The following is an 11,931-nucleotide window of genomic DNA, read 5'->3' as shown; positions in this document are numbered from 1 at the left end:
CTGCCGCTTCCATTATTAGGGAGTGTTCTGACCATGCAGAGGGTGTTGACACTGGCAGTGGTCTGGCAGTCTGGCTGGATACACCCATGATTGAGAAGATCGGGGGAGAGGGTACCATCGAAAAGCGGATCCCTGCCATGATGCGTATGTTTGCAAGCTATGGCATTGACATCCGGAAGGAGCCGATCCTGGTTTATCCCACCCTGCACTACCAGAACGGCGGTCTGGACATCAACGTGAACGGCATGACCACCAACGTGGAGAATCTGTTTGTAGCCGGTGAGGCTGTGGGCGGTATCCACGGCAAAAACCGTCTGATGGGTAATTCCCTGCTGGACATTATCGTATTCGGACGCAGCGCCGGTCAGAATGCTGCCGCTGCTGCAAAGGATACAAAGGTTGGCAAGCTGACGCTGGATCACATTGCAAGGTTTGATGCTGAGCGTGAAGCAGCCGGCATCAGCACAGATGCTGTTTCTCCGAAGCTCCTGCCGGATTACCGGTATCAAAAATAAGAAAAGGTCGTAATATTTTATGAATACAGCTATGATTTCCGATCTGCTTGAGGCGCTGACAATCTTCTGCTTTGGTCTGTCCTGGCCGATCTCCATCCGTAAGTCCATCGTTTCCCGTACCGCAAAGGGCAAGAGCCTGTTTTTCGAGGTATTCCTGCTGATCGGTTATGCCTGCGGTATTGCAAGAAAGTTTATTCAGCTGGATGCCGGCAGCGAAGGCTTCCTGTTCTTCCTGAGTTTCTTCTTCTATGTGCTTAACTTCATTGAAATCTCTATTGACGTTGGGCTGTATTTCCGCAACAAGAAGCTGGACGAGGCTGCTGACCGGGCTGCTGCCCAGAAGGCGTAAGGGGAGAAGCATGAAAGTAACCGTTTGTATTGGTTCCTCCTGTCACATTAAGGGATCTCACCAGGTGGTGGAGCAGCTGCAGAAGCTGGTTGCGGAGCATCAGCTGGGGGATCGTGTGGAGCTGACAGGAACCTTTTGCATGGGCAAGTGCCAGCAGGGCGTGTGCGTAACACTGGACGATCAGTTTTACTCTGTCACGCCGGACACCGTTGCTGCATTTTTTCAGGAGCACATTCTGCACAAGGCCTGAAGAAGCAGTCTGGGACGGTCATTTCTAAGGGAGGATAAGTATGCGAAAATTTGATACCAAGGTGCAGCATCTAAAGTACAAGGTGCTTCGGGAGGTTGCCCGGCAGGCATGGAACGATACTCTGCTGGACAATCTGCTGGATATTCCGAAGATCATCGTGCCGGGCAATACGCCTACCATGCGCTGCTGTGTATACAAGGAGCGGGCAATTCTGGGGGAGCGTGTCACGCTGGCAATGGGGGGCGATGAGGAAAATCCCAACGTGATCCAGGTCATTGAGATTGCCTGCGATGAATGCCCTATGGGTGGATATGAGGTCACCAATGCCTGCCGGGGATGCCTGGCTCACAGATGCGAGGATGTATGCCGGTTCGGCGCCATCACCTTTGATTATCAGCACGTTGCGCATATTGACAAGTCCAAGTGCAAAAATTGCGGTGCCTGTGCCAAGGTATGTCCCTATACTGCCATCAACTGCCGGAGACGTCCTTGTGAAAATGCATGTAAGATCAAGGCGCTGCATATGAACGAGAACAAGGCGGCAGCCATTGACAATGATAAGTGTATTTCCTGCGGTGCCTGTGTGTATCAGTGTCCCTTTGGCGCCATTACGGACAGATCCTACATTCTCAATGTGATTGATATGATCAAAAAGAGCGATCACAACAAGAATTACAAGGTGTTCGCAGTGGTTGCTCCCTCCATTTCCAGCCAGTTCACCTATGCAAAGCTGGGTCAGGTGGTATCCGGGCTCAAGGAGCTGGGTTTCCACACGGTGGTGGAGGCTGCGCTGGGCGCAGATATGGTGGCAGACGCAGAATGCAAGGAGCTTGCAGAAAAGGGATTTTTGACCAGTTCCTGCTGTCCGGCGTTTGTGGACTATATTGAGAAATCCTTCCCCGACCTTCAACCCTATGTCTCCCACAATTTATCGCCTATGGCGGCAATCTCCAAGTACCTCAAGGAGCATGAGGATGCTCCCTGCAAGGTGGTGTTCATCGGTCCCTGTACTGCAAAAAAGGCGGAAGTGCGCAAGGAATCCGTCCGTCCCTATGTGGATGAGGCAATGACCTTTGAGGAACTGCAGGCGTTGTTCGACAGCCGTGATATCGACATTACCCAGCTACAGGAGGATGTTCTGGACAATGCCTCTTACTTTGGCCGGATCTTTGCCCGGTGCGGCGGCTTGTCAGATGCGGTGGCAGAGGGCTTGAAGGAAAATGGTATTACCGATTTTGAGTTGAAGGCCTGTGCCTGTGATGGCATTGAAGAATGTCGCCAGGCTCTGCTGAAGAAAAAGGTCAACCGACTGGATGCCAACTTTATTGAGGGTATGGCGTGCGTGGGAGGCTGCATCGGCGGTGCAGGCTGTCTGACCCACGGAGAAAAGAACCGGACAGAGGTTGACAAATACGGCAAGGAAGCCATGGAAAAAACCATTCGGGACGCTATTTCCATGCTGAAATAATCACGGCAGCACTGGGCAGTTTTTGTGCAGTGCACCTCAAAAAGCGCACAGGATATTCTGTGCGCTTTTTTCTTGACAATTGTCCGGATCTGGCGTATAATGCAAGTATACTTAAATAATCAAGGGGGGTTAAATGATTGGGTGGGGAGTATATCAATCTATCATCCGGGAACCTGATGCAGGAGCATCTGTGCTGCATCATCCGGCAAAAAGCACAGCATCCCGGTGTGGAGGCGAAACGGCGCTGGCTGGCTGCCAGACTGTCGGAGGGACATATGTTCCGGAAGCTGGATGCCAAGGGCTGCGCATTCATTGAGTATGCGCCCCTGGAGCGTGCCTGGGTGCCGATTCTGGGTGAAAATTTCTTATACATTTACTGTCTGTGGGTGGATGGAGCGCTGAAGCATCACGGCTATGGGCATGATCTGATGGGATACTGCATTTTCGATGCCCAATCCAAGGCAAAGTCCGGAATTTGCATACTGGGAGCAGACAAGCAGAAGGCGTGGCTGTTGGATCAGAGCTTTGCAAAGCAGTTTGGATTTCAGACGGTGGATCAGACAGAAAACGGGTATCAATTGCTTGCCATGTCCTTTGATGGTTCAAAGCCTCGATTTGCGCCCCAGGTGCATCAGCCAGAGATCCCGGAGCAGCAGCTGGTGATCTATTATGACATGCAGTGTCCCTTTATCCTGGAACGGGTGGAAAAACTCAAGGCTTACTGTACGGCTCACCGGATTCCTGCAACCTTCGTGTTGGTAGATACCCTTGTAAAGGCGAAAAATCTGCCCGGCGTGTTCAACAATTTTGCCGTGTTCTATCATGGAAAGCTGCAAACAGTCAATCAGCTGAATCCGGTGATGCTGGAAAAGATGCTGGATCGGTAATTATAGGGGATGGACACAAAAAGCGGTGTATCTTTTGGATACACCGCTTTGTATTTTCGGAGTGTGCACTTATGCGTCTTCTGGCACTTTACCTGCCTTTAAGCGTTTCAAGTAATCCTTTGTTTCTGAGGATACTACTCCGGACAGATAAATCAGCGCAGTCACATTTGGGATTGCCATCAGTCCGTTGAAGATGTCTGCCAGGTTCCAGACAACTTCTACGGTCAGATAGGGACCGATGAATACAGCAGCCACATAGAGCAAACGGAACAGCTTGGCAGCTGTCTTATTGGAACCGGTCAAATACGCCAGGCAGCGCTCAGAGTAGTAGTTCCAGCCCAGAATGGTGGTGAAGGCGAATACTGCCAGGCATGCCATCAGAATGAATGCGGATACCTTTTCCGGGAAGGGCAGCCCATACCGGAAGGCATCAGTGGTAATGGTAACGCCCTTCAGATCCTTTGCGTAGCTGCCTGCCATGACGATGGACAGACCGGTCATGGTGCAGACGAGGATGGTATCAATGAAGGTCCCCGTCATGGTAACAAGTCCCTGACGAACCGGTTCCTTTGTTTTTGCTGCGGCTGCTGCAATGGGTGCGGAGCCAAGCCCGGCTTCGTTAGAGAAAATGCCCCGTGCGATACCGTTGCGCATGGAAAGCAGCACAATAGAGATGCCTGCTGCGCCGCCTGCAATGGGCCGCAGACCAAAGGCGTTTTTCACAATGGTGACAAGAGCGGCGGGGATTTCAGTCAAATGGGTGAAGATGATGATCAGACAACTGACCACATATGCGACGATCATAAAGGGGACGATCAGCTCGGATGCAGCGGCAATGCGCTTGATGCCGCCGATGACGATCAGTGCCACGCACAGAGTAATCAGCAGTCCGGTGATCATGGTAGTCCAGGTATAGGTCTGACCGAAGATCTGGAAGGTATGCACCTGATCCGGGTCAAAGAAGTTGTTTGCCGCAGAGGTAATGCCGTTGATCTGGGTGATGGTGCCGATGCCCATAAGCCCGGCAAGCAGACCGAATATGGCAAACAGCTTTGCCAGCCACTTCCAGCGGTTGCCCATACCGTTTTCAATGTAGTAGAAGGGACCGCCCAGAATGTTGCCCCGGCTGTCGGTGACACGGTACTTGATGGCAAGCAGTCCCTCAGCATACTTGGTGGCCATGCCAAAGAATGCGGCAACCTCCATCCACAGCAGTGCTCCGGGTCCGCCTGCGGCAATGGCGGTGGCGACACCAACGATGTTTCCGGTGCCCACGGTGGCGGAAAGGGCGGTACACAATGCGGCAAAGCTGGATACCTCGCCGTGTCCGGTTTCCTCCGCTTTCCACATGTACTTGAGTGCCGTACCAAGCTTTCTAACCTGCAAAAAACGGGTTCGGCATGTAAGCAGCAGTCCGCATGCCAGAATGAGTACGATCAGGGGAGCGCCCCATACATAGTCATCCACCAGTTTGACGATTTGGTTGAATGAGTCCATGTTTCAGCTCCTTTAACACAATGATGTGCAAATATTTGTAAGCCTGCAAAAGGATCCGGGTTTTTGTACAGGATAACAGAATATTCGACGAAATCTAACAAAAAATTATACCATGCACTGAACGTTCTGTCAAGATATACGGAGCAAAAACATACGTTTTGATTGCAAACCTGTTGCAAGTATGCTATAATAATGGCGGTATCATCAGCCAAAGGAGGTACATATGGATACAAGAGTGGCTTTGATCGGGATCATTGTGGAGGATCCGGGGGCGGTGGATGCTCTCAACGGCATTCTCCACGAGTACAGTGCTTACATCATCGGCAGAATGGGCATTCCCTACCGGCAAAAGCACATCAACGTAATCAGTATTGCAGTGGATGCGCCCCAGGACTGCATCAGTGCCTTGTCCGGGAAGATCGGCAGGCTGCACGGGGTCAGCACCAAAACCGCATACTCCAACGTGATCTTCTCCGGCGAGCAGAAGACACAGAACACATGAGAAAGAGGTATTGTTTGTGAGCGAAGTCGTATGGATGTTACTGTTACAGGCGCTTTTGATTGGACTGAACGCCGTTTTTGCCAGTGCGGAGATTGCTGTGCTGTCCGTCAGCGAAACCAAGCTTGCCAAGCTTTCCGAGCAGGGAAACAAGAAGGCAACCCGGCTTATGAAACTGACCCGGCAGCCGGCGAAGTTCCTTGCCACCATTCAGGTAGCCATCACGTTGTCCGGATTCCTGGGCAGTGCGTTTGCGGCAGATAACTTTTCAGACGGACTGGTAAGCTGGCTGCTTTCTTTGGGAGTGCCTGTTTCCGAAAAGACCCTGGACACCATTGCAGTGGTGCTCATTACCTTGATCCTGTCCTATTTTACCTTGATTTTCGGAGAACTTGTGCCCAAGCGGATCGCCATGCGGAAGTCGGAGAAGCTGGCACTGGGGATTTCCGGTCTGATCGGCGGCATTTCCGTAATCTTTTCTCCCATAGTATGGCTGCTGACCGCTTCTACCAACGGCGTGCTGCGGCTGATCGGCATTGATCCGGAAGCGGCGGATGAGGAGATCAGCGAGGAGGAGATTCGCATGATGGTGGACGCAGGCAGTCAGAGCGGTGCCATTGATGCAGCGGAGCAGGAGCTGATCCACAACGTGTTTGAATTTGACGATCTGACTGCCGGAGAGATCGCTACACACCGGACGGAGGTGGATACTCTGTGGCTGAAGGATACGCCGGAGCAGTGGGCAGAATTCATTCGTCAGACCCGGCACGGGCTGTACCCGGTGTGCGATGGCTCAAAGGATGATATCACCGGGGTGCTCCGGGTGTCGGATTATTACCGGCTGGAGGAAAAAAGCCGGGAGAATATTTTGAAGCATGCAGTGAAGCCAGCCTATTTTGTGCCGGAGCGCATCAAGGCGGATGTGCTGTTCCGGAACATGAGAGCCGGCGGTCATGCCATGGCGGTGGTTGTGGACGAATACGGGGGCATGTCCGGTGTGATTACCATGAAGGATTTGATCGAGCAGCTGATCGGAGAATTTCCGGCAGAGGGGGAAGAAACAGACGCAGAAATGCCCAGGATCATCCGGGGAGAGGGTGACTGCTGGAAGATCCGGGGCAATGTGGAGATGCACAAGCTGGAAAGGGCACTGGGGGTTCAGATTCCCGGGGAGGAGTTCGACACCTTCAGCGGTTTCGTGTTTGGTGCCCTGAGCCGGATACCGGAGGATGGTACTTGCGATATTCCGGTGGAATTTCCTTTGTTCAATGTGAAGATCCAGCGGATCGGAGAGCATCAGATCCAGGAGGCAGAGCTGATGCTGAAAAAATAGTGGATATTGCGGCATTGCATGCTTGTGCAGTGCCGCTTTTATCCGAACAAGCGGATGCATAGGCAACTGCACAGAAAGGCAGTGCAGTCTCCGCACAGGGCGCACAGCAGGGTGTGTCTGCCGTTGCGGATGCCGCAGGTGCCGTAATACAGGGCAATGGTGTAAAAGGTGGTTTCGGAGGAGCCCTGCAACACGCTGGCAATGGTTCCGACTGTGCTGTCCGGGCCGTAGCTATCCAGCAGACTTTCGTATACCGCAAGGGAGCCGCTACCGGAAATGGGGCGGATCAGTGCCAGCGGGATGCACTCGGCGGGAAAGCCAACGGCGGACAGGAAGGGGGCACATAGGGAAGTGAGCAGGTCTGTCAGTCCGGAAGCCTTCACCAGAGATACCACTGTCAGCAGGGCAATGAGAGTGGGCAGCAGATCAACGCCCAGCTTCAGATTTTCTTTCGCCCCTTCCAGGAATGCGTCAAACACCGGGACTTTTTTGTATGTACCATACAGCAGCACCGCCCCAAAGATCACCGGTACAAAATAGGATGTCAGCAGCATTTGCGTTCCTTTCTGCGGCTGCATGCCCGGATGGCAGAGAGAGTACGGGTAATGACAATGAGTACAACCAGCGTCACGGCACTGGTGAGCCATACCCAGGGCAGGATGGAAAGGGGAGCGGCGGAGCCGTGTTTTGCCCGCAGAGCAGCCACTGTGGTAGGAAACAGGGTCAGGGAAGCGGTGTTCAGCACGGTGAAAAGGACGATGTTGTCCGAGGCAATGCTGCCGCAGCCGGACTCCTTTTTCAGCGCAGCCACTGCCGTCAGACCGAAGGGAGTGGCTGCGTTTCCCAGCCCCAGAAGGTTGGCGGCAAAATTCATGGTAATGGCGGGCAGGGCTGTTCCCTTTGGATCCAGCCTCGGAAACAGCCAGCATGCGGGCTTTGCAAAGCAGGCTGCAAGCCGATCCGTCAGACCGCTGCGCTGGGCGATCCGGAGCAATCCGCCCCAGACACACATGCCGCCGGTGAGGTAGATGCATAGCTCAATGGCACCGGCGCCTTCCTCCAGAACCACATTCGTGAGGGCATCCGTCTTGCCCGTACAGATGCCGCAAAGGATGGCTGCAACAGCTAGCAGGGAAAAAAAACGGTTCATCATAAGTATTCCTCCTGGAATCATCTATTTTTCTCAAATTTTAGTCCCCAAATACTTGACAAACGGAAAAACGTAATGTATAATGAAGTAGTTAAATATGGGAAAGGCGCAGATCCGAAAAACATTGATCTGCGGAATGGTGAAAAACTATGAAAAGCACAGGTATTGTAAGAAAAGTTGACGAGCTCGGCCGTGTAGTTATCCCCAAGGAACTGAGAAACACACTGGGCATTGCAGAGCGGGATCCCCTTGAAATCTATGTAGAGGGCAGCCGCATTATTCTGCAGAAGTATGAGACCAGCTGTGTATTCTGCAGCGAGCGTACCGATGAAATGTTCATGGGCAAGTACGTTTGCGAAGAGTGCCGGGAGAAGCTGGCTGACACCATCGACGACTAATTTTTTGAAACTGAAAAAGTTTTCAAAAAAGCTTGACATTTAAGATCAGACATGATATAATATTAAGCGTTGGTTGAGATCATCCGAATCTCGGATGATCACATGCGTTGTTAGCTCAGCTGGATAGAGTGACTGGCTACGAACCAGTAGGTCGGGGGTTCGAGTCCCTCACAGCGCACCAGACCATCAGATACGGCAGCAGATTTTGCTGCCGTATTTTTTTATGCAGACCGGAGGATGGACACTCCGGTCTGTTTTTTTTGTATCAGCTCCGTGCCCGGATCTGCGCAATCAGATCCTCTGTAATCCGGCTGACCTGGTCAAAATCCAGAGCATCAATATAATGGGATTCCAGTCGGTCGTGCACTGTAAGGGCATTGGCAATGGCGCTGGAAGCTTCCTCTGCCAGGGCAAGAGCAGCCTTCCGGTCGAAGGTGATCCGCTGCTTTCGCTGGGCAAGCAGTTCTTTGTGGTAGAACCGGGTCATGTGCATGTGGACTGCGTTGGGTGTCTCCTCCTGCCGGATGGGCGTTCGGGCAGAGAATGCCAGCTTCAGCTCCGGCAAAAGCACAGCCTCCAGCATAGGCTCTGGAAAGAGAATGTTTTCCGAAGCGATTACATGCAGCCCACGTTTGCATGCCTGAGCCGCCAGCTGTCGCAGCAAGGTATCACTGGCTGTATACAGGGGATCCAGCAGCTCCGTGATCTGATAGTCCGGGGGCAGGGACTGGGTCACATAACCGGAGGCGGTGAGGGCGGAAAGCTGTCGGTAGGAAATGCTGTTGGCGGTATCCCTAGCTTTTGGTAGCGTCCGCTTGGCAAGTCGTTCTCCGAACCCTGCCAGCTTCTGATGCAAAAGGGCGTGATTCCCCAGCGCTGTCAGATCCTGATGCAGGGCGGTGACTGCCTGCACATACTGCCGGGCACGCTGATGCCACTGTGCGTTTTCATCCGCTGCCTGTCGGACTTCCTCTCCTGCATCCTGCATTTTTTTCTTGTCCAGGCATGCTCCCAGATTTACAAGCTCCTGGGACACCAGAGGATACTTTGCCTCAAACACATGGGGCGCTGTGCCGTCCACGATCACCACGCCCCGATCCTCCAGCACCACTGCATCCAGAGAGCTTTCGTCCGAGGAGCAGTGATACAGGGAAATCGGCTCCCCGTCAAAGGCTGCTGCCACACGCTTCATCAGCGTGGATTTTCCGGTTCCCGGTCCACCCTTGAGTATGTAGGTGTAGAAGCCGGGCTGCTGGATCTGTTCGGAAAATCTGGTGCGGAATCCGCCGGCGGTGACTCCGCCGAGAAAATAAGACTGCTGCATAATGTAAACCTCCCATCGGATATGTTTCATCTTATGCAGAACCGGTTATTTTGTCACTGAACAGTCGGAAAAACCGGTGGATCGATCCGGAGCATAGGGCGCTGATCGGTGCGGCATTCCATTCCGCACTTTTCGTAGAATCCGGCTTTGTTCCCATCACACACCAGGATCTTCCGGTAGATGTGGGCGTATTTGCCCAGCATCCGGCACACCATTTCCCTGCCGATGCCTGCCCCCTGATACTTGGGATCGATCAGCAGATAGGGGAAGAATACGTTCATGCTGCCGTCGGATATGGCAGTCATCAGTCCTGCCAGCTGTGTGTCATCCCATACTGTCAGCAAGGACTGGGCGTTGGCAATCCCATGCACCAGCGCCTGGGGATACTGGGCGGATTCCCAGTTGACAGCGACAAAAAGCTGCTGGATCTGTTCTGCTGCCGGCATTTTCTCAAACGTGTACTCCATTCCGTTCTCCTTTCTTTGTGGCTGCTGCCTGCTTCTGTCTTAGTATATCCCGTTTCTGCATGTCTTATGCCCGCAGTTGCATCTTTTGCCGGTTTGTGCTACAATAAGCAAAGGCAATATCACCCAAAGTATGATGCAAGAAAGTGAGGGCAATTAACATGCGCGCAGTGATTCAACGTGTACAGCATGCAAGCGTGAGTGTGGATGGAACCGTGCGTGGCGCCATCGGGAAAGGCTATCTGGTGCTGCTGGGGGTCGGTGCAGAGGATGACGAAAGTCATATGCGGAAGGTGGCGGATAAGATGCTCCAGCTGCGAATTTTTGAGGACGAAAACGGAAAGATCAACCGCTCCCTGGATCAGGTGCAGGGAGAATTACTGGTGATCTCCCAGTTTACTTTATATGCGGACTGCCGGAAGGGCAACCGGCCGAATTTTCTCCAGGCAGCCAAACCGGAACTGGCAGAGCAGCTGTATGAAGCCTTTCTGGCGTACTGCCGCAGCCGGGTGGAAAAGGTGGAATCCGGTGTATTCGGGGCGGATATGAAGGTATCCCTTTGCAATGACGGTCCATTCACCATTGTGCTGGATTCGAATAATTAAGCCCCATAGGTCCATACTCACATTGAGGTGATGGTATGGATTTGGAAAAGATCCGCCGCCGGATGCTTTGGGTGGGTGTGATACTGCTGCTGTTGTATGCAGGGCTGTATATCCGTCTGGCACTGGTGCAGCAGGATCCAAAGGTGCAGACAGCCGCCGGACGGCAGGGTACGTATACCCTCCGGGTGGGCAGTACCTATGGGAATATTTACGACCGGAATCTGGAGCCGCTGACCAACCGGGATACGGAATACCTGGCGGCAGTGATCCCCACGGATCAGACTGCTGCCGCTCTGAAGGGGCATGTGCCGGAGGGGTATGACCTGGCGGAACAGCTCCGGGCGGGGAAGCCCTTTGTGTGTCCGGTGGATTCGGAGGAGATATCCGGTGAGGATGTGCTTGTATTTTCTGTGCCGGTGCGGTACGGGGAAAGCCGTCTTGCCCAGCATCTGATGGGATATGCCCTGGAAGGGGAGGGGGTATGCGGACTGGAGTCTGCATACCAGCAGTTGCTGCGGCAGGATACCGCCACCAACCAGGTGGTGTATCAGGTGAACGGACAAGGTGAGCTGCTTGCAGGGAGTCCTGCGAAGGTGACGCCGGCAGAGCCGGTGAAAACCGGGGTGGTGACCACCCTGGACAGGGATATTCAGCAGATATGCGAGGATGCGGCGCAGCAGATGGAGCGGGGCGCTGTGGTGGTAATGGATGTACACAGCGGGGATATCCTCGCCATGGTAGGCAGACCGGATTTTGACCCGGCAGCGTTAGGGGAAGCCCTTCGGTCAGAAGGTTCCCCTTTTGTAAACCGTGCGCTGAACGCATACAGCGTTGGCTCTATTTTCAAGCTCGCCATTGCTGCTTCTGCGATCCAGAATGGTATTTCTCCGGGCTACAGCTATCAGTGTACCGGCATGACCCAGATCTATGGTCAGATGTTCCGCTGTCATCGGCATAGCGGCCACGGCATTCAGAATATGATCGATGCCACCGCCAATTCCTGTAACACCTATTTTATTTCCCTGGTGCAGCAGCTGTCGGTGCAGCAGATGCTGGAAACAGTATCCGCCCTGGGCTTCGGCAGGGAGACCATCCTCTGCTCCTCCCTGGTATCTGCTCCGGGACAGGTACAGACTGCTCGTCAGCTTTCCGTTCCGGCGGAGCTGGCGAATTTCTCCTTCGGTCAGGGGAA

The 11,931-nt window shown here is 53.4% G+C and carries 15 protein-coding genes and 1 tRNA gene; 11 read left to right on the top strand and 5 right to left on the bottom strand.

Translation table 11 applies throughout. From position 1 onward, the window contains the following. From QVO51_RS01585 to QVO51_RS01565, 5 genes are all read left to right on the top strand, one after another. Positions 1-515: FAD-binding protein (locus tag QVO51_RS01585; RefSeq protein WP_288167736.1), on the top strand; the 515-nt coding region annotated here is incomplete at its 5' end. A gap of 19 nt (positions 516-534) precedes the next feature. Further along, complete coding sequence (locus QVO51_RS01580; protein WP_022356951.1) at positions 535-864, top strand: hypothetical protein; 330 nt, start codon at positions 535-537, stop codon at positions 862-864. 10 nt (positions 865-874) lie between these two features. After that, on the top strand, positions 875-1,114 hold the full coding sequence (locus tag QVO51_RS01575; protein ID WP_022356950.1) for a (2Fe-2S) ferredoxin domain-containing protein: 240 nt from the start codon (positions 875-877) through the stop codon (positions 1,112-1,114). 40 nt (positions 1,115-1,154) lie between these two features. Further along, entirely contained in the window at positions 1,155-2,582 is a 1,428-nt protein-coding gene (locus QVO51_RS01570) for a 4Fe-4S dicluster domain-containing protein (RefSeq protein ID WP_022356949.1), read from the top strand. Positions 2,583-2,719: 137 nt separating this feature from the next. Next, positions 2,720-3,469, top strand: coding sequence for a YoaP domain-containing protein (locus QVO51_RS01565; RefSeq protein ID WP_022356948.1), 750 nt, complete (start codon positions 2,720-2,722; stop codon positions 3,467-3,469). Between the two features lie 69 nt (positions 3,470-3,538). Here the strand turns inward: QVO51_RS01565 and QVO51_RS01560 are convergent, their stop codons facing one another. Further along, positions 3,539-4,966, bottom strand: a complete 1,428-nt coding sequence (locus QVO51_RS01560) for an alanine/glycine:cation symporter family protein (protein ID WP_022356947.1) — start codon at positions 4,964-4,966, stop codon at positions 3,539-3,541. Between the two features lie 223 nt (positions 4,967-5,189). Here QVO51_RS01560 and QVO51_RS01555 point away from each other — a divergent pair, with 223 nt between their 5' ends. Together QVO51_RS01555 and QVO51_RS01550 are read left to right on the top strand one after the other, a co-directional pair. After that, a complete protein-coding gene (locus QVO51_RS01555; protein ID WP_015558168.1) occupies positions 5,190-5,468 on the top strand; it encodes a TM1266 family iron-only hydrogenase system putative regulator in 279 nt (92 codons plus the stop codon). A 16-nt stretch (positions 5,469-5,484) separates the two neighbouring features. Then, positions 5,485-6,798 carry a hemolysin family protein gene (locus tag QVO51_RS01550; RefSeq protein WP_022356946.1) on the top strand — a complete coding sequence of 438 codons (1,314 nt, stop codon included), beginning with the start codon at positions 5,485-5,487 and terminating at the stop codon, positions 6,796-6,798. Positions 6,799-6,836: 38 nt separating this feature from the next. Here the strand turns inward: QVO51_RS01550 and QVO51_RS01545 are convergent, their stop codons facing one another. After that, complete coding sequence (locus QVO51_RS01545; RefSeq protein WP_022356945.1) at positions 6,837-7,352, bottom strand: spore maturation protein; 516 nt, start codon at positions 7,350-7,352, stop codon at positions 6,837-6,839. Continuing rightward, positions 7,343-7,951 carry a hypothetical protein gene (locus QVO51_RS01540; RefSeq protein WP_022356944.1) on the bottom strand — a complete coding sequence of 203 codons (609 nt, stop codon included), beginning with the start codon at positions 7,949-7,951 and terminating at the stop codon, positions 7,343-7,345. The genes QVO51_RS01545 and QVO51_RS01540 overlap by 10 nt, the downstream gene beginning before the upstream one ends. Before the next feature lie 146 nt (positions 7,952-8,097). On the opposite strand from QVO51_RS01540, the gene QVO51_RS01535 reads away from it, so the two are divergent. After that, a complete protein-coding gene (locus QVO51_RS01535) occupies positions 8,098-8,346 on the top strand; it encodes an AbrB/MazE/SpoVT family DNA-binding domain-containing protein (protein ID WP_015558172.1) in 249 nt (82 codons plus the stop codon). A 104-nt stretch (positions 8,347-8,450) separates the two neighbouring features. Beyond that, positions 8,451-8,527 (top strand) — tRNA-Arg (locus tag QVO51_RS01530). A gap of 84 nt (positions 8,528-8,611) precedes the next feature. On the opposite strand, the gene QVO51_RS01525 is transcribed toward QVO51_RS01530, so the two are convergent. Together QVO51_RS01525 and QVO51_RS01520 are read right to left on the bottom strand one after the other, a co-directional pair. After that, complete coding sequence (locus tag QVO51_RS01525; protein WP_022356943.1) at positions 8,612-9,670, bottom strand: ATP synthase alpha/beta family nucleotide-binding protein; 1,059 nt, start codon at positions 9,668-9,670, stop codon at positions 8,612-8,614. Between the two features lie 53 nt (positions 9,671-9,723). After that, positions 9,724-10,137, bottom strand: a complete 414-nt coding sequence (locus QVO51_RS01520) for a GNAT family N-acetyltransferase (protein WP_022356942.1) — start codon at positions 10,135-10,137, stop codon at positions 9,724-9,726. 158 nt (positions 10,138-10,295) lie between these two features. Here QVO51_RS01520 and dtd point away from each other — a divergent pair, with 158 nt between their 5' ends. Beyond that, positions 10,296-10,739, top strand: coding sequence for a D-aminoacyl-tRNA deacylase (dtd, locus tag QVO51_RS01515; RefSeq protein WP_022356941.1), 444 nt, complete (start codon positions 10,296-10,298; stop codon positions 10,737-10,739). Between the two features lie 35 nt (positions 10,740-10,774). Then, a partial coding sequence (locus tag QVO51_RS01510; protein ID WP_288167726.1) for a penicillin-binding transpeptidase domain-containing protein occupies positions 10,775-11,931 on the top strand: 1,157 nt, incomplete at its 3' end.

The organism is Ruminococcus sp. CAG:379 (genome assembly GCF_000434255.1).
In the GTDB taxonomy this organism is placed as follows: Bacteria; Bacillota; Clostridia; order Oscillospirales; family Ruminococcaceae; genus Ruminococcus_F; species Ruminococcus_F champanellensis.
Note: the sequence above shows the minus strand (reverse complement) of the source record. Positions and strands in the feature narration are given on the sequence as shown.